The following is a 22,571-nucleotide window of genomic DNA, read 5'->3' on the forward strand; positions in this document are numbered from 1 at the left end:
AGGATTGGGTGCTATCTTGGCTTTCAAACTATTCTCTTTTCTAGGTGCGGGGGCCGACTGATTCGGTGCGCTTCCGCGCCCCTTCTCTCTCGACCGCTTAGCCAATATAACGAGAACAAGGCCAGACTGTCAAGGGGTTGGAGGGAAAGTTTTTTGGGAAAATTTCAAAGGCTCTCTGTGTCGAGGTTTGCGTGACAATAGTACAGAAGAGATGCCAGAATGCATCGTGCTTGCGCAGAAGGGGGAGTTTGTGAATTTTCAGTCGGTTATTGCTACTCTGCATCAGTTTTGGAGCGATCGTGGTTGCTTGATTGTCCAGCCCTACGACACAGAAAAAGGCGCTGGAACTAAAAGCCCGCATACCTTTTTGCGGGCTATTGGACCAGAGCCTTGGTCAGTTGCTTATGTTGAGCCCTGTCGTCGGCCTGGAGATGGGCGCTATGGAGAAAATCCAAATCGAGTGCAGCATTATTATCAGTATCAAGTGCTGATTAAACCCTCGCCAGACAGCATTCAAGAAATTTATCTGGATTCTTTAAGAGCATTAGGTATTCATCCAGAGGAGCATGATATCCGTTTTGTAGAGGATAACTGGGAAGATGCAGCAGTTGGAGCCTGGGGTGTTGGCTGGGAAGTTTGGCTGGATGGCATGGAGGTGACACAGTTCACTTACTTCCAGCAGTGCGGTGGTATTGATTGCCGCCCGGTTTCCGTTGAAATCACTTACGGTTTAGAACGGTTAACAATGTACCTCCAAGGGGTAAATTCAATTTTCGACATTCGTTGGAATGATGAGCTCACTTATGGAGATGTGCACCTCCAAGGAGAGATTGAGAACTCGACTTACAACTTCGAGGCTTCAAACCCAGAGCTACTGTTCACGCTGTTTGAGTTGTATGCGCAGGAAGCAGAACGACTAGTGCAACAGGAGCTGGTTTTGCCTGCATTCGATTACGTCTTGAAGTGTTCTCACACATTCAATTTATTGGATGCTAGGGGAGTTATTTCTGTTACTGAACGTACGCGGTATATCCTAAAGATTCGCAATTTGGCACGGCAGGTAGCTCAGCTTTATTTAAAGCAGCGAGAGGCATTGGGATTTCCGCTACTAGAATTTCAAAAGACTAAAGTGTCTTCACTCTAGGTATTAAAAGATTGAAAGTAGTCTTTAGCATTTGAGAATTTTCTGTTTCGGAGAGGTCTTCAGGTTCGACGTTGAGCTAACTTCTATGCTTAGCTATCTACTGTCACTATAGTGATAGACCTAGAGCTATTACTGAAGCATAAAGGAAAACAAATGTCGGGATTGAGCGAATTCCTGGAACCAATTGCTGCTTGGTTCCGCAGTCTGGGTATTCCTGAGCCCGTTGTGCATTGGGGGCATCCTGCCATGATGGGCATCGTAGTTGTTGCCATGGGTAGTGCTGTTGGCATCACCGGATGGCGCAGCCGACTAGCAACTGATTTTACGATCGCAAACCAAAGTCGCAATGCGCATCCTAAGATTGCTGGTTGGATGTTTTTGTTTATGGCTTTGGGTTTTACAGGTGGTGTTCTATCACTGGTGATGCAGCAGCAACCAATTTTTGAAAGCCCTCATTTCTGGACTGGCTTGCTGGTGTTGAGCTTATTAGCTTTTAACGGTGTAATTGCTCTCGCAGGTTTTGGTGGTAACAAGTCACTGCGTACAGTTCATGCTTTCCTAGGGAGCATTGCCTTGTTGCTGATGCTGCTTCATGCGGGGTTAGGTTTGAAGTTAGGGTTATCAATCTAGTTCAGGAGGCGATTGATGACCCTAGCGGGTATCGTCCTATGTTTTGCTTACATTCTGGGATTGTTGATAACTACAATCCCAGGCGGCGGTTATTTATTGCTGGGGCTGGGCATTGTAGCGACCTTACTAGCTCGCCGACGTTTTGCTATCCCGTCTGCGATCGCCCGTTTGTTACGTTTACCAGAAAGTTGGCAACTAAAATGGAATCCTAAAGTTTGTATAGCTGCTGGATTAGTGGGGCTTTTAGCTAGCCTATATTTTCAAGCCCGTATACCCTACCCAGCGGCAAACGACGTCAGCAAACTGATTAGCTCCTCATCTGTTAATTCAGAGCAGATTGTGACAGTTCAAGGAAAGGTCATTGGCTCACCCCGCCTAACTCGGAGTGGGCGATCGCAGTTTTGGATGAAAGCAACTCAGGTCAGTCAGGTAATTGTTCCAGCACAAGTAGCTAACTCCAACCAAGCAGTTAGTGGCAAACTGTATGTAACGCTGCCTTTGCTACAAGGAACAGGTCTGAGATCTGGGCAAGCGATCGCAGTTACAGGTAAGTTATACGAGCCGAAGCCTGCTCAAAATCCAGGAGAGTTTGACTTTCGTGCCTATCTGGCGCAAGAAGGGGGATTTGCCGGTCTCAGCGGTCGTCAAATTAGTTTGACACCAGGGACACCTATTCCTCAGTGGGGCTGGTGGGCGATTCGTCAAAAAATCATTCAAACACAGGTACGCTGGCTAGGCAGTCCTGAAGGACCGCTAGTCAGTTCTATGGTGCTGGGCAGTCGGGCAGTTGATTTGCCTTATGACATTAGAGATCAGTTTGCCAAAATCGGTTTAGCCCATGCACTAGCAGCTTCAGGATTTCAGACTTCGCTCATTTTAGGATTAGTTCTAGTCTTAACTCGGCGCTTTCCAGCTCGGATGCAAATAATTTCTGGGACAGGGGCGTTAGCTATATTTGTAGGTTTGGCAGGTTTACAACCCGCTGTACTGCGAGCAGCTTTGATGGGATTTGCAGCTCTTGTTGCTTTAGGAACCCAAAGAAAAATCAAGCCTTTAGGTTCTTTATTGGTTGCAGCAACGTTTCTACTGTTATGGAACCCGCTGTGGATTTGGGACTTAGGGTTTCAATTAAGCTTGCTGGCCACCTTAGGTTTATTGGTCACTGTCCCGCCTGTGATTAAGCGGCTAGATTGGCTCCCTCCCGCGATCGCAACTTTAATTGCGGTGCCAATTGCTGCTTATTTATGGACTTTACCTTTGCAACTTTATGCTTTTGGGTTGGTTTCTCCCTACAGCATTGTGGTGAATTTTCTAACGACTCCATTGATTTCAATTATTAGTATTGGTGGCGTTATTAGTGCTTTAGCTGCCTTGGTTTGGCCTTTAGCCGGAAGTGCGATCGCTTGGTTGCTTTACTACCCTACTCATGGGCTAATCGCCATTGTCGATTTCTTTAGTCGATTACCGGGTAATTCCATTGCAGTAGGGACTATTTCTACGTTGCAACTCGCTGTTTTGTATGGCCTGATTTGTCTTGCTTGGCTACAGACTTGGTGGCAGCGTCGCTGGTGGGCAGCAGGTCTGATTGCTGTTGGCTTAATTGTGCTACCTGTCTGGTATAGCTACACAACCTTGTTTCGGGCAACCGTCCTAGCGACATCTGGAGAACCCATCTTAGTAGTTCAAGATCAAAGTCGCGTTGGCTTGGTGAACAGTGGCAACGAAGCGATCGCTAGTTTAACAGTGTTGCCATTCCTGCAAAAGCAAGGAATTAATCAAATCGATTGGGCTGTGGCTACAGACACTCAACATAATCATCAAGGTTGGTCTCAAATTGTAGATCAGCTACCAATTAAAGCTTTTTATACAAGCGCCGCCTCTAAAGTTAGGGCTAGCGATCGCCCACCTGCCATAGCGTCTGACCAGAAGGCTGTGGTTCTCCCTAGCCTATCTGCCCAAAAGCATTCCCAGCTCTTAACTTCAGGTCAAACGATTCAAATTGGTTCTACTGCTGTACAACCTGTCAGTACTGATTTAGCTGTCTGGGTCTTCAAGTTGTATGACCAGCCTTGGATCTGGCTAAGCCATCTCAAGAGTAGTGAACAGAACGCTTTGGTAGAGTCAGGCCAATTAGCTCCAGCACAGGTACTTTGGTGGACTGGCGAACCCTTAACCAATAGCTTATTAAAAGTGATTAAGCCGCAAATCGCGATCGCCTCTGCTGCCTCCATTGATCCAGATACGTTGGCCCAGCTCCGCCGGAACAAGATTGAAGTTTACTGGACTGGGCGAGATGGAGCTTTGCAATGGCAACCGAACCAAGGCTTAACTAGGACTCTAGAATCTACAGAAAACGAGGTTCCTCTACTGTAGAATGGGTAAATCCCTCTAAAATAAATAGAGACCAAACCTCTGGAGAGGTGGCAGAGTGGTTGAATGCGGCAGACTCGAAATCTGTTTTGGGGCGACTCAACGGGGGTTCGAATCCCCCCCTCTCCGTTGACAACAGCAGAAATACCGGATGACTAGCTGAATCAGCTGAAAAAAGAGTTGGAACTTTCCGGTACCGATCATGCTGAGAGAATTAAGTTCGATTGCACTGTTAACCCCCGCTTTGCTGAGCGTAGAAGGCTTGAGTTTTGCTGACAAGAGTCAGGCGCTCAACCTGCCCCAGCTCGATTCCTCACTTAAAGATTTGATCTGCCAAAATAACTGGAACCGAGCCATTAAGGCAATGGGACCCCGGATCGGCAATCCTCAAATTACATCCCAAGATCGGCAGCAACTGATTGAATTTCGTCATCAACTGCAAGACTGGCAAGCGTCAGGAGCAAAGGTTTCTGAGCTTCCTGGTTGTGAGGGAGTTGCTGTATCGGTAGATGGACCTACAATCGAATACTCAGCATCCACTAGTTTGGATTTTGAAGCAGGATTGGAGTCAGTTGTAGCCATGCGCTCTTTGCCGCAAGGATATATCGGGTATGCGGGTCTCTCTCAAGCAGCCGACTCGGTCGATCGCAGTTGTCGCGTAATTGACGCTAGAGGCAAAAGAATTGATCTGAGCGTTTTATGCGACGGACAGTAGCAAATAGGACTCATGCTCTAGTGCCTTAATTTAACCTATGCGATCGCTCCCCTCCTATATTTTTGTCTCAGGAATTAGGGGCGATCGTTTCTTTTAGTTGCAAGGCAATGAATCTGATATTCATGACTATTGCGTATGACCCTGCTTATCCTTTGATGGCGATTCCCTTGTACATGTAACCGCCTATTTTAGGAAGACTAGTGACGTAAAACTTGTCTAATTTCAAGATTTCGAAGTGGTTCGCTTCAACCAACTGCTGAATCTGGCGATTGAGGTGGCAACCATCTCCAATCACTTTTTGTAGAGGCGTAAGGCGATTTTGCCAGACCTGAACTTGGGGGTCTTCGCTCAATCCATGCTCAACAAAGAAAAACTTGCCTGATGGCTTGAGCACCCGATAAATCTCCTGCAAAGCTTGATCTACTTTGGCAATGCTGCATAAAGTCCAGGTACTCACCACACTGTCAAACGTATTATCCGTCATTGGTAAATTCTCACCATTTAATAGGCGATGATCTACGGCGATCGCCGTAGCTTGAATACGTTTTTGCGCCAAAGTACTAACACCTGGATTCACATCCACCGTTGTGATTTTCTGAATTTGGCGCGGATAGTATTGCAGATTTAATCCAGTGCCAAAGCCGATTTCTAAAACTTCTCCTTCTACTTCAGCCAATAGTTCTTGCCGATACTGTGCCAAAGCGGGGTGAGACATACCCCAATCTAGGAGTCGTGGAAAAATCACTTGTGAGTAAAACCGCATATTAATCTCCTCAATTTCCTGCACTTTTCTTTTTCTTAACAGATACCAAACTGTTTCTCAGCAAAAACTCAGTCTGATAGGTCTTAATACACAAATAAGCCCAGTCTTGTCTGGGGCGATCGCACTTTTGTCCTGACTAGTTGGAGAGTTTCATGAAAGCTAATTACCTAACCACTTTGGCCGCTGTTGCAACCCTGAGCTTCGGTGCTCTTGTTGGCTGCTCCTCAGACACCAGCACCACTCCTACCAATGGTGGCACCGCAACTGAAGCTAGCCCTGCGGTAACCGAAGCCAGCCCCGCTGCTGGTGCGGCTGATAGCACTGCTAAGCCTGCTGAAGCTGAAAAAGCGGCTGAAGATGCTTCCAAGGCGGCTGATAAGGCGGCTGATGCTGCTAAGGATGCTGACAAAGCTGCTGACACTGCCAAAGACGCTGCTAAAGATGCTTCTGCTGCAAGTGACGATGCTGCCAAGACAGACGCTGCTAAGCAGTAGTTGAGCGAGTTTAACGCTACTTGCTAAGCACCTGTTACCTAGAAGATTAACTCTAAGGCTTGCTCCTGTAACCAGAGCTTCAGAGATAAAATTCTGACTTCAATTAATCAGAGATTGCTAAACACTTTTAGGGCGTAAGATGTTGCGCCCTAAATTTTTTGGGAGTTTATGAGCGTCGCCAAGCGAGCCAGGTCGAGAACAATTTTTGGATGGTAGGAGTTAGACGGGTGCGGTTGTACGCATCTGCAGCTTTGCGAATTACTTCTGCTTGAGTGGGATAAGGATGGATGGTATTGGAGATCGCCCCTAATCCTAAATTTCCTACCATCGCCAAGGTTACTTCACTGATCATCTCCCCGGCATGGCGAGCCACAATCGTTGCACCCACAATTTTGTCAGTTCCTTGCTTGACATGGATCTTGGCAAATCCAGCTGTTTCTCCATCTATGATCGCGCGATCAATTTCCTCTAAAGGAACCAAGTAAGTATCTAGGTTGATACCTTGGGCTTCAGCCTGTGGCTCATGCAAACCAACATGAGCCACCTCTGGATCGGTATAAGTCACCCAAGGCATGGTGAGCGAGCTCAGTTTTTTACGTCCTAGAAACAGAGCATTCTGAATCACGATGCGAGCCGCCGCATCAGCAGCATGAGTAAACTTCCAATCCATACAAATATCACCCGCTGCATAAATGCGAGGATTGGTGGTTTGTAGGCGGTCATTCACCCACACCCCTTGAGTTTTGTCATACTTCACGCCTACCCGTTCCAAATCTAAGCCTTCGACCCTAGGAACTCGGCCCGCCCCTACCAAAATTTCATCTACAACGATTGAGTCAGGTTGGCCATTGCTCTCGTAATAAACGACTTTACCTGCACTGCTCACTTCAACTCGCTGAATTTGAGCTGACAACAATAATTGAATGCCTTCGCTGATGAAAGTTTGTTGAATTATCTCAGCCGCATCTGCATCTTCGCGATCGAGGAGGTGAGCGTTCTTGTGCAACACCACCACTTCAGACCCTAGCCGCTGAAATGCCTGGGCTAGCTCACAACCGATAGGTCCACCTCCGACAACTGCCAACCGTTGCGGACGCTGAGTTAAGTGAAAAACAGTTTCGTTGGTCAAGTAGCCTGCCTCTGCCAATCCTGGGATCGCAGGCTCAACGGCACGAGTTCCTGTAGCAATCACAGCTTGTTTAAACCGCAGCGTTTGACCTGCTACTTCCGCTGTATTGGAGCTGGTAAACTTAGCGGTGCCATAGAAAACATCAACTCCTAGCTGTTGAAAGCGTTGAGCTGAATCATGGTGGCTAATCTCGGCCCGCACTCGTCGCAACCGCTCCATCACGGTAGCAAAATCAACTTCCAGATTTTCTGGTATCTGACTGCCATGCTGTCCTGCCGCTTTCAAGTCAGCAACTGCCCGAGCAGAGCGAATCATACACTTCGAGGGAACGCAGCCCACATTGAGGCAATCGCCCCCCAACAAGTGCTTTTCTACCAGTGCAACTTTTGCTCCTAAGCCTGCCGCTCCAGCGGCTGTCACTAGCCCTGCCGTTCCTCCCCCAATGACCACTAAGTTGTAGCAAGCAGCCGGTTGCGGATTAGTCCAATGGTCAGGCCGTACCTGATTCACTAAAGCTTCGTTATACTCATCTATCGGCAGCACTTTTACCGACTCAACGCTTGGCTGAGACATCAGTTCCTCCTTCAGAAATTCCGTCTAAAGCTTTTTGGGCAACTTGAGTGACGTAAATGGTGACAACTACAGTGGCAACTAAGCCCACACTGTAGAAGACCAATTCCGCTGGGGAGCGCGATCGCCCCATATTCCCGGTGGTTAAGGTTGCCAAATCACCCAACAGGGAACCAATGTAAACATACATAATAGTGGGTGGCAGCATGCCCAAGCAGCCCAATCCATAATCTCGAAGAGAGACTTGCGTAATGCCAAAAACATAGTTCAACAATACAAATGGGAAGGCAGGAGAGAGTCGAGTCAACAGCACAATTTTGAGCCCTTCCCGTGCCACTGCTTGATCTACGGCGTTAAATTTGGCATGACCTTCAATCTGCTGAGCTACCCATCCTCTCGCTAAATATCTGCCGACTAGGAAAGCAGCGATCGCTCCCAGCGTGGCTCCTACAAAGGCATAGATGGAGCCAAAAACGACCCCAAATAACACCCCTGCTCCTAGCGTGAGTAAAGAGCCTGGAATCAAACACAGAGCTGCAAAAATATAAATGCAGATAAAGGCGATCGGTGCCCAAACACCTAAACTCTGAATTTTCTCTAGAGCTATTGCCAATGAAGCTGACAAATTCAAGTATTTAATTGCTCTTAAAAGAACAGCTACTACAATCAGCACACCAGCAAATTTGAACCCTAGAACCAATCGTTTCCTCAGCAGCTCTCGACTCATAATTTATTTACTTTAAAGAAGCTGAGCAGATGTTAAAGATAGATTTTATTCCCGCAATGCTTGAGGTCAAGCCTGATAGGATTGGATGAAAAATCATCCTCACATATCTTCCGATCTATGTTAGGTCATAAACAATTTAAGGCTTTATCAGTTGCATTGTCTTTTACAATTCTCACTTTTGGATTTTCCAGCCAGCCTGCGAGCGCACAATTAAAAGTTGGTAATTTAAGCGAAATTGAAGGGGATGTTACCTGTGGTCGTGGAACGGGTGGAGCCCTAGCCTACGCAGAAACCAAAAACTATCTGGTTTACATTTGTGGTGCAGAGGATGATCCCACTGCTCCGCGCTTCTACCGTAGCCGTACGAGAAATGGTGGCCCAGGGTTGAACCTAGAAGCAGTTAATTATGATCCTCGGCAATTGCGCTATTTCGAGTTTAGAAACGACGACTACACCTATATTTTGCAAATTCCCACCTCCCGAATTCCTAACCCCGTGCTAGCAGTTGAATTTCCCAATGGGAAACGGGTTGAAGAGAGAGTAACTAGATATTTAGCTCGAACTGACGTAAGTACCCCGAGTCAAGGAGTTTGCTCATTCATTACTAGTAATTCTGTCAATATTCGGAGTGGCCCTAGCACCACCTATTCCGTGCTGACCCAGCTCAATCGCGGTCGTGTAGTCAGGGCACTGAATCGGCGGGGCAACTGGGTCAAGCTGGCAGGAGTTGAAGACCCAGCCACCGAACGGGTACGCCCGATCAATGGCTGGGTTTCCAATGCATATATCAACGGCTGTTCAGAAGATCAGTTTGACCGATGGCGGAGGTAGTGGGCGATATTATTAATGAAAAGATGAGAAGCGATCGCCACAGTTGCCTCGTTTACTCCTGAGGATTGACCGCAGAGAATAAAGCTGAGTAGTCTGCTTCGGCTAAACTCATCTTCTGAGCAATCTCTAAAATTGTTTGGACTCCTGCCAAACTGCTGACATTTAATCCTGCTAACTGAGCTGCTCCTAAGAACAAATTCATATCTTTCAGCAAATGCTTCGTGGGGAAATTGGGATTGGTGTAATTACGCTCCACCATGCGGGGTAACTTCTTGTCGAATGTCGGTGCGTACAAAGCACTATCCCGCAAAATGTTCATGAAAGTTTCCACATCCACGCCTTGCCGCATCACAAAGCCTAGACTCAAGGCAAAAGCCGTAGTCAACGAGCCAATTAATTGATTGAGCGCTAACTTGAGAGCCGCTGCACTTCCCACCTCGCCGATCAACTGCGGCTCTGGCCCTAGGTGTTGCAAGAGACTCAGCCAACGTTGGAACAGCTCTGGTGAACTTCCCACCATGATGATCAATTTACCTGCCTGCGCCTCTAGAATGCTGCCCAGCACAGGTGCTTCCAGATAGCTGCCTCCCGCCGCCTCAACTTCTACCGCGATCGCACAACTCTCCGTCGGGGCGATCGTGCCCATTTGAATGATGGTACGTCCTGCCAAGGCTAAGCGTGTTTCTGGTGATAAAACCACAGCCTGGATTGCAGGAGCATCTGTCAACATCAGCAACACACAATCTGCTTGTTGCAATACCTCTACTGGGGACTGAGCGATCGAAGCTCCAGCCTGTTGTAACGGCTCTAGTTTCTCTGGAGTACGGTTATAAACAATGACCGACAGATCAGCAGCCAACAGCCGCTCTGCCATCGGCAAACCCATCAAGCCTGTGCCAATAAACCCGACTGTTACCACTGCATTCCTCCACTTGTTCAGCGATCGTCGTTCTGATTCCCCATTAATACTACTGACTAGCGATCGCTCCCTGTCATCTGTCGGCTAATTTCTCTATAGCCTAATCAACTGAGTGAATTTTGCTTCTCTACATTTGAAACAAAAACTTTCACAAAAGGAGTTTCAGAAATGACTTGCTCCTGCCAAGCTAAGTTCTGAGCACCTAAATTTTGGGGTTGATAAGTTGGAATAGTAGACAGCACGGCACAAAGTTGTTCGTCTGGAAACTCCGGTGGCGCTAGACGAGACTCGTTTTTGACTCCAACAGATTTCATTTGAAAGCTAGATGAGCTTTGCTCATCCATTAGTACCCATAAGGGATATTCCCAGTCATCACCCCCTAAAGCCAAGCCAACCGAACGACATTGATGTTGCTGGATTAAGGCGATCGCTGCTCTGTAGGGGGCTTGCAATTCCTTACGTGCTCCGCTGAAGTAAGCTTCTGAACGTGACAAAGTCAGAATTGAAGCAGATTGTTCATCGGAACGATTAGGCAAAGCCAAGAGAGGATGTCTCATAGGCGTAAGGGCATATAGGATCGCCATGAATGCTAAAAGTACTAAGAATGCTCTACGCAGCTTCAAGGGTGCGATGCGATGTAGACAATAAGCAATTAAAGGAACATTCAATACAAACAAAGGTAAAAGTAAGCGATTGCCCCAAACCTGCCATTTCAATAGCAAGCAGAAACTTAAAAAACTAACTAAATTAGCAATCAACAACATCAATAAATCTAGACTTTTGGTGCCTCGACTTAGGTTTTTGCAGCCAAAAATTAAGATAATCCAACCTAAAACTATTAATAGAAGATGGATAGGATTACCAACATAATCTTCATGTGGAGCTAAAATCTTAAGCAATGCCAAAGGAAGTTGTGACACATCCCCAGCTAGAGGAGTAGGAGAATAGTTAAGCATTGGGTCGTCAACATCAACTTGCAAAACACTCTGATGAATGAAAGCAATTAACTGCCAAAATCCTGGAATTGGCAAGTTGATGGCTAAATATTTTAGGATATTAGAAAGAATTTGAGGCACACCTAATACCTCGTTCCTAGTTCCAAATTCTGGCCCCATCCAGCTATCAAATAGCAAGTAATTTCTCCAGTAACTAGGCAGTGATAAGCCTAGGCTAGCTACGGAAATTAAAATGAAATTTAAAGCAGTTGACCCAAACTGACTAATTGATTTTTTAAGCGTAGTAGGATACTTTAAAGTCTTATAAGCTAAGTTGCGAACCAAAAGAATAGCTATTAGAGGAAAACCAAATACAAAGGCTGTTGGCTTAGCCAGAATGCTTAATCCCAAAGATGCAGAAATCCAAAAATAGTCATGCGCTTTATAATCTTTTGTTCTAAAAATAAAGTAGACCAAGCAAACCAGCCAATAAGTAAGAGTTAAATCAGTTTGGGGGGTGGTAGCCTGCATAATAGCCATTGGCAGACTGGCACAAACCAACATAGTGAGCCATTTGGCAGCATCATGAGTTAATTTCTCAGCAACCAGAGAAGTACCTCCTATAATTCCTAGAAATGCTAACCATTGAACACAGCTAGCGAAGCGATCGCTACGAGCTAATATTTGTAGTTGAGCAACCAAGTATCCCGTCCCGGGAGGCAAAGAAATTTGACGTACGTTATTGGTTGGATAGTAAGCAACTGTTTGATTTTGCAGCCAATGCATAACTCGTGGTAAGTGGTAAGTCATAGCATCCCAATTATTAGGTGCCGCAATCAGAGCAGTAGCTAATGTAAGGCCAAGAACACTGAACACCGTAAAAATAGAAATTAAGTTATCACAATCGAAAAATCGCCAATTTAGATTTTGAAGTTTAAGCGGCTGTAGCGATCGCCGCTTAAACTTCAAACCCACTAACGCAGTGTTTAAAGTTAAAAGTAAGCTCCAAAAGCTGGCAACAAAGCTAGTTTCTAGAGAGTGTTTAAAGCTTAAAACCTCAGTCAAAACTACAATTAATATTCCGTAAATGATAGATGATTTAATGAATGCATCTCTTAAACCTAGACGCCGACCAGGCTCAAGAGAAATAAAAATAAAAATTGTACTTAAAAAATTGAATACAAGTAGCAAAATCAACATTTTAGCTCATCAATAACAGTGGCTATTTTCGCTTATAGTATATCGATGACTGATATTAAAAAACCCCCTAAGCGATCGCTCAAGAGGTTTAATATGCATTTTGAGTGGTTAATTTTTACTACTTAGCAGCTTTAAGCAGTAGCTCAGCAATCTCAGTCAGTTGCTGTTTATTGAAAGCCTGAATTAGAGCTTTAGCAGTAAGTCTGGGTTCCATAAACATAGCTGGGGCAGTAGATTCAGGAATATAGCGCACAGGTTCTGGCACTGCGGCAAGACGACGTAGCTGTTGACTAGGTGCTACTTCATCTGCTCTGCCTGTCTGGACCAAAGCACTCGCTTCTTTTAGCTCCTTAATTACTAGAGGCGCTAGAACTTGATAGGAGTTCTTAGGATTGGCGATCGCGGCTTGAGCCGTTTTGACTAAGTTCTGCCAAGCATTAATTCCTTTGCCCAATTGCAACAAGCGAGCACACAAAGCTTGTAACTGTTGGCGGCTAGCAGCTGATTCTTTTTGCTTAAACAATTGCAGCATCTGCTTCAGGCCTACTGTAACCTGTGCAGTCAAATTATTGGCTGAATTTGCAGATTGAGCCTGAGGTTGAGCAGAAGCTTTAGGTTTGGCAGACTGAGCAGCTGCAACAGTCGATTTGCTGCCCACACCAATAAGGCGATTTAGATAGTCTTGTAGCTCGCTAAACGCGGGTTCTGACTCTTGCAAAATCTGGTCGGCATCTTCATCTCTCAGACCAAATGGCCCTTGAAGGCAATCAACTAATTCCTTTAAAGCATCAAAACCTTTAAGGAAAAACGATTCTAGTTGTTGATCAACGGTGAGGGGGTGCTCTTGTAATAACTTAAAAGAGTCTTCTAGGCGATGGCCTATTTTGTGAATGCTGGTGAAGCCTAGCATTGCTGCCCCCCCTTTGATGGAGTGGGCTGCGCGAAATAGCTCATTCAATCGCTCTGAATCTGCCACTGTAGAGCGTAAATCCAGCAGCCCGCTTTCCAGAGTTTCGAGGTGTTCTTTTGCCTCTTCAATGAAGTAACCTAAGATTTGCTGCTGCTTTTGCTTCTCCATTTGCATGGCAGAGTCCCTCAATGTGACGATTTTATCCCTGCTAGATCCCAACGAAAAATCGGCAAACTGATCCTCGGCCCAGCTCAAAGGCTGAACTACTAGAGTCACGATTCTTGCCGAACCGCACCTCAGATCAATTGCCGCTCAATCTGTTATCAAAATAGCTGGGAAACGTAACCAATCGGCTTGGTGCCAATACCGAACTTTGTATAGAGAATAGGATAAGAGATTCCAGTTCTCCGTATTTTATACAGGTCAAATTTGACAATGCAGGAACCTAGTACTTACGCAGGTGGTTGCCATTGTGGGGCAGTTCGCTTCCAGGTCAAGGTCGCTCGGCATGAAGCTGTTGACTGTAACTGCTCAATTTGTCGCAAAAAAGGATTTCTCCATTTGATTGTGCCTCCGGAAGACTTTACGTTGCTAGCTGGCTCTGAGGCACTAACAACTTATACCTTTAATACGGGCACAGCCAAACATCTGTTCTGCAGTACCTGCGGGATTCATGCCTTTTATCGGCCTCGCTCTCATCCCAACGATTTTGATGTGAATGTACGCTGTCTTGACGGTGATGTGTTGGCAAAGTTTCAAATTACACCGTTCAATGGCAGCCAGTGGGAGGAAAATATTGACCAGCTGCACTCAGAGTTAAACTCAGACACGAACATTTCTGGTCGTTAACCTACATTTGTTAAGCTCGATTGCTAGCGTAAGCCTTCCAGCCTTTCAGGTAAGATAAAGAACGGAAGTTCTGGGCAGAGGAGAGGGTTAGTTTGCCTACGCTTGGCGTTAACATTGACCACATTGCCACGATTCGACAAGCGCGTCGGACGGTGGAGCCAGATCCGGTGCCGGCGGCTGTTTTAGCAGAGTTAGCTGGGGCTGATGGCATTACCGTTCACTTGCGCGAAGATCGACGGCACATTCAAGATCGAGATGTGCGGCTGTTGCGACAGACTGTACGCACTCACTTGAATCTGGAAATGGCGGCAACCGATGAAATGGTGGCGATCGCCCTCGACATCAAGCCCGACTATGTGACCTTAGTTCCGGAACGGCGAGAAGAGGTGACGACGGAGGGTGGCTTGGAGATCGCAGGCCAGCAGGAGCGCATGGAGCAAGTGGTAGCCCAGTTACAAAATGCTGGAATTCCAGTGAGCTTATTCATTGATGCTGATCCTGCTCAAATTCAAGCTTCCGCAGCCGTTGGTGCCAAATTTATTGAGTTGCATACAGGCCGTTATGCAGAAGCTCATGATGAAGTGAGTCGAGCCAAAGAGCTAGAGATTCTGGCAGAAGGGTGTCGGCAGGCGATCGCCGCAGGGCTGCGGGTGAATGCTGGGCATGGCCTCACCTACTGGAATGTCTACCCAGTAGCTTGTCTAGAGGGAATGGAAGAACTCAACATTGGGCACACCATTATCAGTCGAGCGGCACTCGTAGGGCTGGAGCGAGCCGTGCGGGAGATGAAGCAGGCCATGCGCGGAGAGCTATAGGCCAACAATTTTCAGCTAAGTAATTTAAGAACGGGAATTATTCGAGATGCAAACCTACTATTACCTCGTCGCTAGCCAGCGTTTTTTATTCGAAGAAGAACCCTTTCATGAAGTTCTAGAAGAGCGGCATCGCTATTATCGCGAACAAGAAAAGGAAATTGATTTTTGGTTGGTGAAACAACCTGCATTTCTGGAAGCTCCAGAGCTGGCACCGGTGAAGGCGAAGTGCCCCCAGTCTCCGGTTGCGGTGATTTCTACGAATCCTCAGTTCATCACTTGGCTCAAGCTGCGTTTAGAGTTTGTTTTGACAGGAGAGTTTCAGTCTCCTAGCACCTCTATTCCTGACCCGCTTGCTTCTTTGGCATCGGTATCCTAAACTCCACTCAACAACGGAATTGTTGTCCCGTTTCTCTACTAGGCATGCTTGAGGTTTTTATACTGATGAAGCGATGTCCCTCTGTTTTACTGCTTTCGATCCTGCTAGCTGCTATGGAAGTAGTGGTTGGAGGCAGTGCGATCGCTCAGACTCGCTACTCAGCATGCCAACCCCCTAATGCCACAGAGTATCTTCTCTTAGTGCCTGGCTCTGCGGCAGACAAACAAACCCAGTTGAAGCGAGTTTTGCCTGCTACAGCTGATTTGACAGTTTGCAATTACCAGAACCAAGTGGTCACTCGTGTGAGTGGGTTTAGTAGCTTGGGCATTGCTAATGCTTGGGCACAGTATCTTAAGGAAGTAAACGGCTTCGATGCGACTGTCGCCCGTCCTGCTGAAGCTCAAGCAACAAGACCTCCAGCACCTGAAATTCAACCACAGCCAACAAGTCCGAATTTAGCAAATCCAAATCCCAATAATTCAGCTTACAGTCCCCGACCCTTAGGGACAGGTTATGCAGTTTTAGTTGATTATTTCGATCAACCGGAAATTGCTGCTCAAGTCCGACAGCTGTTGAGCCAGGACGTAGGCTTGGTTTCTTATGGGCAAAAACCTTATTTATTAGCAGGCTATACTATCAACCAATCGGCTGCGAACGCTACGTTGCAAACTTTGAGCGATCGCGGTTTTTGGGTCATGTTGGTAGATAGCCGTCGGGTTGTCTTGCTCAAACCTACAGTTATGATTTCAGCGGAATAGGTCAGGGTAGCGAGCGACTGAACTATGCGCTCACACCCAACTCCTATACGCCTCGCCCTAACATCGGTACGGCAAACCAAGAAATCGCGACGCCCAGCGCCGAACCCACGAAAACTTGCACAGGGGTATGGCCTAACAACTCTTTCAAGCGGGCTTCTGTAAACTCGTATTGTTCGTGTAGAACTTCATCAATAATTTGATTCAAAATCCGCGCTTGTTTACCCGCAGCTTGGCGCACACCAGCCGCGTCGTACATCACAATAATGGCGAAGATAAAGGCGATCGCAAACTCTGGTGTAGCCCAGCCTACGATTTGGCCTACGCCAGTTGCCAGAGCTGAAACTAGAGCAGAGTGGGCACTAGGCATACCACCCGTCTCTACAAGAGCGCGAATATTTAACTTGCGATTTTTGGCAAGTTCAACGATTACTTTTAAGACCTGAGCTACAAGACAAGACACAAGCGCAACGATCAGCACCCGGTTGTCTAGGATGTCGGCAAAGTCCTGCATGTTGGTTTGCTTGGGTTAGAGAACGTCGATCAGATTTTGGATGTTGGATTTCAGATTTAGCGCTAGAAAATCTAAAATCCAAAATACGGCAACAAGAGGCTTAATGGGTACGAGCAGTGATAAAGTCTGCGATCGCCATCAGTGGTTGGGCTTTTGCGCCGTAGGTAGCCAACTCTGACTTGGCCGATTCCACCAGTCGCTGAGCTTGGTTTCTAGATTCTTCAATTCCCCAAAAGCTGGGATATGTGGCTTTTTGAGCTTGGAGATCTTTACCTGCGGTCTTACCCAACTCTTCTTGGGTTGCGGTGATATCCAGCACATCGTCAATGATCTGGAAGGCTAGACCAATATTTTGGGCATAGCGAGACAACCGTTCTAGATCTACTTCTGCGGCTCCTGCCAACAAAGCCCCAGAAATGACAGATGCCTCTAATAAAGCGGCAGTCTTATGGTTATGAATAAAATTGAGCGTTTCTAAAGAGACATCAGGCTGTCCTTCAGACTCTAGATCCACCACCTGGCCCCCTACCAATCCTGCGGCACCTACTGCCCGACCTAGCCGAGCAATCACTTTAAGAATCTGTTCCGCAGGTACGTTCTGGGTTTGCGTGGCAATAAACTCAAAGGCATAGGCCAGTAGTCCGTCTCCAGCCAAGATCGCAATATCTTCACCATAGATTTTGTGGTTGGTCAGCTTACCCCGACGATAATCATCGTTATCCATCGCGGGGAGATCATCATGGATGAGTGACATGGTATGCACCATTTCCAAGGCGCAGGCTGTAGGCATTGCCATGTCTGCTGTGCCGCCGAGCAAGGTGCAAGTTGCCAGACATAAAATTGGGCGTAAGCGCTTTCCCCCTGCCATCAGGGAGTAACGCATGGCCTCGTAAATCTTTTCAGGGTAAACGACCTCGATGGAATGGTCGAGTGCTGCTTCAACCTGAACTTGCCATTCGCTCAGATAGGCTGATAGATCAAAAGGGGATTGCGGTTGGGACAAATGTGTTTCATCAGTCAAGACCATCCCTAGCTCTCTCCTACTCGTCATCTCAGGTTTTCTTCATCACAACTGGTTAGATTGCCAAAGGCTGCGCCATTCAGCTTCTATACATTCTACGGGGCTTGTTGCACGCCTTGATGCCGTTGGATATAACTCCACACAGTATTTTGCAACAATATGGCTACAGTCATGGGGCCAACCCCGCCAGGAACGGGGGTAATGGCACTAGCAACAGTCTTAACCGAGTCAAAGTGGACATCTCCCACTAAGCGGCTCTTGCCCTCAGCATTGGTGACGCGGTTGATCCCCACATCGAGCACGACGGCTCCTGGTTTCACCATGTCAGCCGTAATCATTTCTGGACGACCGACCGCAGCGACGACAATATCGGCATTGCGAATCACTGAAGTGAGATCTGGCGTTTTGGAGTGGGCGATCGCGACGGTGGCATCGGCTTCGAGTAGCATCAGCGCGATTGGTTTGCCGACCAAAATACTGCGACCAATTACTACGGCATGTTTGCCTTTTGGGTCAATTTGATATTCTTTCAACAGCTCCATCACACCCGCAGGTGTGCAACTGCGAAGTCCTGGCTCACTCCGAACCAAGCGACCCAAGTTGACCGGATGCAAGCCATCGGCATCTTTGTCGGGGTCGAGTTGGTTCAGCAGCGCCACACCATCCAAATGCTCTGGCAGGGGTAACTGAATTAGAATGCCATCCACTCGCTCATCATGGTTTAGCGCTTGAATGATTTGCTCTAGCTCTGCTTGGGTCGTAGTCGCAGGTAAATGCTGGCCAAAAGAAGCCATGCCTACATTTGTGCAAGCTTTTTCTTTGCCCCGGACATAGGCAGCACTAGCAGGGTTGTCACCTACCATCAGTACGGCTAAGCCTGGAGGACGACCATACTGAGACTGAAGCGACTGAATTTGTTGAGCCAGCTCTGCTTGAATTTTTTGGGCGAGAGCTTTACCGTCGATGAGTTGAGCGCCGTGAGATTGCATCAAAGTTTAAGAAACATCTGTAGTCTAAAGCTGTTCCAAACATTTGTATCGATGCTAGAACAGTGGAGTTATTTGCTTTCTTAGTGTCTCAGATTTGGTTCATCCTGTAATCGTCCACCTCAAATTTCACTTCATTAGTTAGGCGATCGCGCGGCCATCTAGGAGTATTGTGACCATGCTAGGGAAGATCCAGGCAATTCGACTTAGTGCTTTGCTGCTCGTGGCGGGTGTGGTAGGTTGCAGTCCCTTGCCTCGATCAGGGGCTGGAATGCTCATCCTCAGGCCCAATGTTGATGTGACAAATATTCAGGCATTGCAGCAAGAGCAACAACTGGATCGCGTTGTCCACATCCAAGGCAAGGTAGTACGGCAAGTGCCTTTAGTGCAAAAGCAAGCTTACGAGATTCAAGACCGAACGGGCAGCATCTGGATTGTGACGCAAAAGCAAGCGCCTAAATCCGGTGAAGCGGTATTAGTCAAGGGCAAAGTCCGTTACCAACAAATTCCCATCGGGAGTCAGGATTTAGGAGAAGTGTATGTTGAGGAGCAAACCAAGCTATAGGCTTGCTACCGTGATTCATAATCGCCATGACTGCTAATTCAGCCCCATCGGAAAACCAGGCAGTGTCGGGAACTGTCAATGACGCTCGTCGCGCTGTCGCGATCGCCATTCTGCATCGAGACAATCAATTTTTGCTACAACTACGAGATGACATTCCTGGCATTCCCTACCCTGGCTACTGGGCCTTTTTTGGGGGTCACTTAGAACCGGGTGAAACTCCAGAGGAAGCCATACAACGAGAATTACTGGAAGAAATTGGCCACCAACCGCCCGCATTAACAAAATTTGGCATTTATGCGGACGATAAGGTGGTACGGCATGTGTTTCAGGGACCACTAACGGTTGGGATAGAGGCTCTAGTTTTGGGTGAGGGTTGGGATTTTGGTTTCTTTACCATCGAAGACATTCAACGAGGCGATCGCTACTCTGAAATTGCTCAGCAAGTCCGTCCGCTTGGCCCGCCCCACCAGAAAATTTTGCTCGATTTCCTGTCACATCCGTGCAATCCCTAGCAACGCTCTTGCTTCAGTTCTGCTACAGTTTCTAGAGCCACATAGTTCTAAAGATTCATGAAGTCGCGATCGCCTCAACCGCAACTGGCGAATCTACCCAACTATAAAGTTCGAGAAAGCCATAAAGCGAAGCATGTCAACCTCAAAATCTCGCCCCACCACGGCCTAGAGGTTGTCGTTCCCAAAGGATTTGATCACCGTCGCATTCCCGAAATCTTACAGAAAAAGCAAAAATGGATTGATAAGATTGCTCGGCAATTTGAAGCGCAGCAAGAGTTTTTAACTTCCAATGCTGCTGATCAGGGAGTGACTGAGATTGTGTTACAGGCGATCGCGGAGACTTGGCGGGTGGAGTATGTCCCCACCACTGATCCTCACGTCGTCGTAACGGAAAAGCCAGGACAGCAATTACAGGTGAGAGGGGCTATTACCCAGAAAGACCTCTGCCACAAAGCATTGTGCAAATGGCTCGCTCACAAAGCTCGCACTCATCTAGTGCCTTGGTTGCGAACGGTCAGTCACAAAGTTCAGTTACCGTTTGAGCAAGCTTCGGTCAGAGGCCAAAAAACTCGTTGGGCTAGCTGTTCCCAAAACAAAATGATTAGCCTCAACTACAAGCTGTTGTTTCTACCCCCAGAGGTGGTGCGCTATGTGTTTGTGCATGAGCTGTGCCACACCATCCACATGAACCATTCCTCTGCGTTTTGGCAATTAGTGGGCGCAAAAGATCCAAACTATGAACAACTGGATGCTGAATTGCACAACATTTGGCGCTATGTACCTGCGTGGGTAGAACACTAATACGACGCAATAATACTAATCACGGAGAACATCAGCAGGCCGATGACCCCAATTGCTATCCCAATCCAGGTGGTTTTTTGGTCAAAATTCAGGAAGTCGGCTAGCATTTTCTTGGCTTTTGGATCGTTCTGAATTTCAGGCTGTTTAGTCAACTCAGCTAGAGGTTTGACGTAGTTATAGCCTGTGGAATAAAAGGGGCCAACGTCAGGTTTCCTGCGAATTCTTTCGTAAATCCCAGGGTGGAAATTCTCAAAATAAGCTAGAAGATTTTTGTACCGTTTTGCATAGACTATATTTAAGCCTGTTGCAGCAATTACGGACAGAGCTACAGGAATAAGAGCAGCAACAGAGGTTCTGAATTGACTAATATAAGTTTGTTTTTTTAAGATTGATGTGAGTATTAAGTAGTTCATAAAGTTTTTGATCGTACTTACAAAGATATAGTGTTGGCGATCGCAATACTGCACTCTCAGAGATTATTTTGTTCATTACAAAGCAAGTAAACAACATAAAATTCATGAGTACAGTTTTAATGAGCATGCAATAGTGAAATTAACTTTTCTTTGTTGGCTCGTATCAAGCAGTAAGCGATCGCGCTTAAACTCTTTCAACCTAACGAGGCCAAACTTGAACAGCAATCTCGGCTAATTTATGTCCACGTCGCTGAATTTCGGATGCGTTCCAAGCATTTATATTTCTAAAATATTGGTTCAGAGCAAAGCTACTCTTCTCACTCAGGTATTCTAATTTTTCCGCAAATGGCTTATTTGAGAGTTCAGGATTGTAGGCAGTAAGAGTTAGATTTCCTAGAGTGTGCAGCCATTTTTCATATTGCTCGTTAGCATTAGCTCCAAGCATAGCCCGCCATTCATCCGTCAATGTTTGAGGCATTATGTGCTCGACAGAGAGACTCTCCGTTTTTATTTGCTCCTTCGATAAATTTTCAGCAAGGCTTTCCAATATGAGTTTTACTCGATCGTTGCGTCTATCTGTATATAATCTTTCTTCAACAATACTGCGCCTTAATGAGTCATCATCAGGCCAAACTTGAGTTCGTTGTAAACCTAGTAAAACTTGACGCAATGTACTTACTAAGTCACCAGACCAGCGCTCTTTTATTTCACGATACAAAGTATTAAAAACCTTATCCAATGCGTTAGATGGCATACCGCATAGCAGGCGACGTACAAAATAAGATTCAACATATCTTAGCGCTTGTTCAAACTCACCTAGCGATATATGTTTGTTTTTATAGTCATGGTGAAGGTTTAGGAGTAGAGGATAGCAAGTTGTAAAATCTAACCTCTTAAATCTATTGAACCATCTAAATAGTTTGGGTTCTTTTTCAGTTTCAGGGAAGTGGACTCGACGGTAGTAGTCCGCAAATTCAAGAACCTGCTTAAGTTCCTGCAAGGCATCAAGTTGTTTATTCTCAAAGGCTTGCTTAAAAACCTGATAGACTTGGTTTTGTTTAAGAGAAACTCCATCTTTGCGAAGATATTGCCAGAAGGCCAAGGTTAACTCATCTAGGTATCTACCTCTTGCTACTGCTTTAAATCCTTCTTGCAAAGGCAGCCAAGAATTAGAATAAATCTCATCATGTTTTTCTTTTGGTATCTGTAAAAAGAAGTAGTTGCGAATTAAATCTGCTTGTGTGAGTGGCGCTCCCTTATAATTTAGACTTTCAAAAATTAAATAAGGATTGTCATCATCGTTTAACGTAATGCTAACTAGTGTCAAACGTTCCAGGATTACAGTCTTGAGTTTTGATAAGTTAAGAGGAGTATCAGGATCTGCTGATTCACCCTTTTCCAGCTTATTCAGAAAGAATAGATAAGCTTCATCAATTCGCCCACGCTTTTCGGGTTCCTTGGCTTGAACAATTTGCTGGTAGAAGCTGGAGTCGGCCTGAGTTGGTAAAACTTTATAGAGCGTTTTCCAATCTAGTGAGGTACAGGTAGAGTGTAGAGAATTATTAGTGTTTCAGGGGCAATGAAAGCATACTCGCTTGACCTACGGCAAAAGATTATTGACACCTAC

The 22,571-nt window shown here is 46.4% G+C and carries 24 protein-coding genes, 1 tRNA gene and 1 pseudogene; 14 read left to right on the forward strand and 12 right to left on the reverse strand.

Annotated features, from left to right (window positions below):
* Positions 1-250: 250 nt before the first annotated feature.
* The 5 genes from glyQ (at position 251) to H6F90_RS13095 (ending at position 4,859) form a co-directional block, all read left to right on the forward strand.
* Positions 251-1,144, forward strand: a complete 894-nt coding sequence (glyQ, locus tag H6F90_RS13075; protein WP_190552899.1) for a glycine--tRNA ligase subunit alpha — start codon at positions 251-253, stop codon at positions 1,142-1,144.
* Positions 1,145-1,297: 153 nt separating this feature from the next.
* Positions 1,298-1,774 (forward strand): DUF4079 domain-containing protein, encoded by a 477-nt coding sequence (locus tag H6F90_RS13080; RefSeq protein ID WP_190552900.1) that lies wholly within the window; start codon positions 1,298-1,300, stop codon positions 1,772-1,774.
* Between the two features lie 15 nt (positions 1,775-1,789).
* On the forward strand, positions 1,790-4,147 hold the full coding sequence (locus H6F90_RS13085) for a ComEC/Rec2 family competence protein (RefSeq protein WP_199295902.1): 2,358 nt from the start codon (positions 1,790-1,792) through the stop codon (positions 4,145-4,147).
* Positions 4,148-4,188: 41 nt separating this feature from the next.
* A tRNA-Ser gene (locus H6F90_RS13090) sits at positions 4,189-4,273 on the forward strand.
* 73 nt (positions 4,274-4,346) lie between these two features.
* Positions 4,347-4,859, forward strand: coding sequence for a hypothetical protein (locus H6F90_RS13095; protein ID WP_190552902.1), 513 nt, complete (start codon positions 4,347-4,349; stop codon positions 4,857-4,859).
* A 145-nt stretch (positions 4,860-5,004) separates the two neighbouring features.
* On the opposite strand, the gene H6F90_RS13100 is transcribed toward H6F90_RS13095, so the two are convergent.
* On the reverse strand, positions 5,005-5,622 hold the full coding sequence (locus H6F90_RS13100; RefSeq protein WP_190552903.1) for a class I SAM-dependent methyltransferase: 618 nt from the start codon (positions 5,620-5,622) through the stop codon (positions 5,005-5,007).
* Positions 5,623-5,774: 152 nt separating this feature from the next.
* Between H6F90_RS13100 and H6F90_RS13105 the strand changes: the two genes are divergently transcribed.
* Positions 5,775-6,116, forward strand: coding sequence for a hypothetical protein (locus H6F90_RS13105; protein ID WP_190438715.1), 342 nt, complete (start codon positions 5,775-5,777; stop codon positions 6,114-6,116).
* Between the two features lie 166 nt (positions 6,117-6,282).
* Here H6F90_RS13105 and H6F90_RS13110 read toward each other — a convergent pair whose 3' ends face one another.
* Complete coding sequence (locus H6F90_RS13110) at positions 6,283-7,818, reverse strand: mercuric reductase (RefSeq protein WP_190552904.1); 1,536 nt, start codon at positions 7,816-7,818, stop codon at positions 6,283-6,285.
* Entirely contained in the window at positions 7,799-8,542 is a 744-nt protein-coding gene (locus tag H6F90_RS13115; RefSeq protein ID WP_190552905.1) for a TVP38/TMEM64 family protein, read from the reverse strand. Before H6F90_RS13115 ends, H6F90_RS13110 begins: the two co-directional genes overlap by 20 nt.
* A gap of 156 nt (positions 8,543-8,698) precedes the next feature.
* On the opposite strand from H6F90_RS13115, the gene H6F90_RS13120 reads away from it, so the two are divergent.
* Positions 8,699-9,373, forward strand: coding sequence for an SH3 domain-containing protein (locus H6F90_RS13120; RefSeq protein ID WP_199295903.1), 675 nt, complete (start codon positions 8,699-8,701; stop codon positions 9,371-9,373).
* Between the two features lie 52 nt (positions 9,374-9,425).
* Here H6F90_RS13120 and H6F90_RS13125 read toward each other — a convergent pair whose 3' ends face one another.
* From H6F90_RS13125 to H6F90_RS13135, 3 genes are all read right to left on the reverse strand, one after another.
* On the reverse strand, positions 9,426-10,340 hold the full coding sequence (locus tag H6F90_RS13125) for an NAD(P)-dependent oxidoreductase (protein ID WP_370588011.1): 915 nt from the start codon (positions 10,338-10,340) through the stop codon (positions 9,426-9,428).
* A gap of 56 nt (positions 10,341-10,396) precedes the next feature.
* Positions 10,397-12,427 (reverse strand): glycosyltransferase family 39 protein, encoded by a 2,031-nt coding sequence (locus H6F90_RS13130; RefSeq protein WP_190552907.1) that lies wholly within the window; start codon positions 12,425-12,427, stop codon positions 10,397-10,399.
* A gap of 118 nt (positions 12,428-12,545) precedes the next feature.
* Positions 12,546-13,511 carry an Hpt domain-containing protein gene (locus H6F90_RS13135; RefSeq protein WP_242024456.1) on the reverse strand — a complete coding sequence of 322 codons (966 nt, stop codon included), beginning with the start codon at positions 13,509-13,511 and terminating at the stop codon, positions 12,546-12,548.
* Positions 13,512-13,772: 261 nt separating this feature from the next.
* Between H6F90_RS13135 and H6F90_RS13140 the strand changes: the two genes are divergently transcribed.
* From H6F90_RS13140 to H6F90_RS13155, 4 genes are all read left to right on the forward strand, one after another.
* Positions 13,773-14,186 carry a GFA family protein gene (locus H6F90_RS13140; protein ID WP_190552908.1) on the forward strand — a complete coding sequence of 138 codons (414 nt, stop codon included), beginning with the start codon at positions 13,773-13,775 and terminating at the stop codon, positions 14,184-14,186.
* A 92-nt stretch (positions 14,187-14,278) separates the two neighbouring features.
* On the forward strand, positions 14,279-15,001 hold the full coding sequence (locus H6F90_RS13145) for a pyridoxine 5'-phosphate synthase (protein WP_190552909.1): 723 nt from the start codon (positions 14,279-14,281) through the stop codon (positions 14,999-15,001).
* A gap of 46 nt (positions 15,002-15,047) precedes the next feature.
* Positions 15,048-15,377, forward strand: coding sequence for an MgPME-cyclase complex family protein (locus H6F90_RS13150; RefSeq protein ID WP_190552910.1), 330 nt, complete (start codon positions 15,048-15,050; stop codon positions 15,375-15,377).
* A 113-nt stretch (positions 15,378-15,490) separates the two neighbouring features.
* The gene (locus tag H6F90_RS13155; RefSeq protein ID WP_199295904.1) at positions 15,491-16,135 is read left to right on the forward strand and encodes a hypothetical protein; all 645 of its coding nucleotides are present in this window, start codon (positions 15,491-15,493) and stop codon (positions 16,133-16,135) included.
* Between the two features lie 43 nt (positions 16,136-16,178).
* Here H6F90_RS13155 and H6F90_RS13160 read toward each other — a convergent pair whose 3' ends face one another.
* From H6F90_RS13160 to folD, 3 genes are all read right to left on the reverse strand, one after another.
* Positions 16,179-16,646 (reverse strand): divergent PAP2 family protein, encoded by a 468-nt coding sequence (locus tag H6F90_RS13160; protein WP_190438748.1) that lies wholly within the window; start codon positions 16,644-16,646, stop codon positions 16,179-16,181.
* 100 nt (positions 16,647-16,746) lie between these two features.
* On the reverse strand, positions 16,747-17,673 hold the full coding sequence (crtE, locus tag H6F90_RS13165) for a geranylgeranyl diphosphate synthase CrtE (protein WP_190552912.1): 927 nt from the start codon (positions 17,671-17,673) through the stop codon (positions 16,747-16,749).
* 89 nt (positions 17,674-17,762) lie between these two features.
* Entirely contained in the window at positions 17,763-18,656 is an 894-nt protein-coding gene (folD, locus tag H6F90_RS13170; RefSeq protein WP_190552913.1) for a bifunctional methylenetetrahydrofolate dehydrogenase/methenyltetrahydrofolate cyclohydrolase FolD, read from the reverse strand.
* Between the two features lie 175 nt (positions 18,657-18,831).
* On the opposite strand from folD, the gene H6F90_RS13175 reads away from it, so the two are divergent.
* Genes H6F90_RS13175 through H6F90_RS13185 form a run of 3 tightly spaced genes read left to right on the forward strand, consistent with a single transcriptional unit; the run spans position 18,832 to position 20,531 of the window.
* Positions 18,832-19,218, forward strand: coding sequence for a hypothetical protein (locus tag H6F90_RS13175; RefSeq protein WP_190552914.1), 387 nt, complete (start codon positions 18,832-18,834; stop codon positions 19,216-19,218).
* 26 nt (positions 19,219-19,244) lie between these two features.
* Positions 19,245-19,730, forward strand: coding sequence for an NUDIX hydrolase (locus tag H6F90_RS13180; protein ID WP_190552915.1), 486 nt, complete (start codon positions 19,245-19,247; stop codon positions 19,728-19,730).
* 57 nt (positions 19,731-19,787) lie between these two features.
* On the forward strand, positions 19,788-20,531 hold the full coding sequence (locus H6F90_RS13185; RefSeq protein ID WP_190552916.1) for a M48 family metallopeptidase: 744 nt from the start codon (positions 19,788-19,790) through the stop codon (positions 20,529-20,531).
* On the opposite strand, the gene H6F90_RS13190 is transcribed toward H6F90_RS13185, so the two are convergent.
* From H6F90_RS13190 to H6F90_RS31130, 3 genes and pseudogenes are all read right to left on the reverse strand, one after another.
* Positions 20,528-20,944 carry a hypothetical protein gene (locus tag H6F90_RS13190; RefSeq protein WP_190552917.1) on the reverse strand — a complete coding sequence of 139 codons (417 nt, stop codon included), beginning with the start codon at positions 20,942-20,944 and terminating at the stop codon, positions 20,528-20,530. The two genes, H6F90_RS13185 and H6F90_RS13190, sit on opposite strands and share 4 nt — an antisense overlap.
* Before the next feature lie 199 nt (positions 20,945-21,143).
* Entirely contained in the window at positions 21,144-21,698 is a 555-nt protein-coding gene (locus H6F90_RS30670) for an HNH endonuclease family protein (RefSeq protein ID WP_242024459.1), read from the reverse strand.
* 468 nt (positions 21,699-22,166) lie between these two features.
* Positions 22,167-22,436, reverse strand: a pseudogene (locus H6F90_RS31130) (DUF262 domain-containing protein); the annotation flags it as partial.
* Between the last annotated feature and the right edge of the window lie 135 nt (positions 22,437-22,571).

It is taken from the genome of Trichocoleus sp. FACHB-591, assembly GCF_014695845.1.
Classification (GTDB): domain Bacteria; phylum Cyanobacteriota; class Cyanobacteriia; order FACHB-46; family FACHB-46; genus Trichocoleus.

Coding starts and splice junctions, on each gene's coding strand:
- H6F90_RS13080 (WP_190552900.1), top strand. CDS start 1,298: ATGTCGGGATTGAGCGAATTCCTGGAACCAATTGCTGCTTGGTTCCGC.
- H6F90_RS30670 (WP_242024459.1), bottom strand. CDS start 21,698: ATGCCATCTAACGCATTGGATAAGGTTTTTAATACTTTGTATCGTGAA.
- H6F90_RS13150 (WP_190552910.1), top strand. CDS start 15,048: ATGCAAACCTACTATTACCTCGTCGCTAGCCAGCGTTTTTTATTCGAA.
- H6F90_RS13085 (WP_199295902.1), top strand. CDS start 1,790: ATGACCCTAGCGGGTATCGTCCTATGTTTTGCTTACATTCTGGGATTG.
- H6F90_RS13160 (WP_190438748.1), bottom strand. CDS start 16,646: ATGCAGGACTTTGCCGACATCCTAGACAACCGGGTGCTGATCGTTGCG.
- H6F90_RS13185 (WP_190552916.1), top strand. CDS start 19,788: ATGAAGTCGCGATCGCCTCAACCGCAACTGGCGAATCTACCCAACTAT.
- H6F90_RS13175 (WP_190552914.1), top strand. CDS start 18,832: ATGCTAGGGAAGATCCAGGCAATTCGACTTAGTGCTTTGCTGCTCGTG.
- H6F90_RS13135 (WP_242024456.1), bottom strand. CDS start 13,511: ATGCAAATGGAGAAGCAAAAGCAGCAGCAAATCTTAGGTTACTTCATT.
- folD (WP_190552913.1), bottom strand. CDS start 18,656: ATGCAATCTCACGGCGCTCAACTCATCGACGGTAAAGCTCTCGCCCAA.
- H6F90_RS13190 (WP_190552917.1), bottom strand. CDS start 20,944: ATGAACTACTTAATACTCACATCAATCTTAAAAAAACAAACTTATATT.
- H6F90_RS13110 (WP_190552904.1), bottom strand. CDS start 7,818: ATGTCTCAGCCAAGCGTTGAGTCGGTAAAAGTGCTGCCGATAGATGAG.
- H6F90_RS13100 (WP_190552903.1), bottom strand. CDS start 5,622: ATGCGGTTTTACTCACAAGTGATTTTTCCACGACTCCTAGATTGGGGT.
- H6F90_RS13180 (WP_190552915.1), top strand. CDS start 19,245: ATGACTGCTAATTCAGCCCCATCGGAAAACCAGGCAGTGTCGGGAACT.
- H6F90_RS13115 (WP_190552905.1), bottom strand. CDS start 8,542: ATGAGTCGAGAGCTGCTGAGGAAACGATTGGTTCTAGGGTTCAAATTT.
- H6F90_RS13130 (WP_190552907.1), bottom strand. CDS start 12,427: ATGTTGATTTTGCTACTTGTATTCAATTTTTTAAGTACAATTTTTATT.
- H6F90_RS13155 (WP_199295904.1), top strand. CDS start 15,491: ATGGAAGTAGTGGTTGGAGGCAGTGCGATCGCTCAGACTCGCTACTCA.
- H6F90_RS13140 (WP_190552908.1), top strand. CDS start 13,773: ATGCAGGAACCTAGTACTTACGCAGGTGGTTGCCATTGTGGGGCAGTT.
- H6F90_RS13095 (WP_190552902.1), top strand. CDS start 4,347: ATGCTGAGAGAATTAAGTTCGATTGCACTGTTAACCCCCGCTTTGCTG.
- crtE (WP_190552912.1), bottom strand. CDS start 17,673: ATGGTCTTGACTGATGAAACACATTTGTCCCAACCGCAATCCCCTTTT.
- H6F90_RS13105 (WP_190438715.1), top strand. CDS start 5,775: ATGAAAGCTAATTACCTAACCACTTTGGCCGCTGTTGCAACCCTGAGC.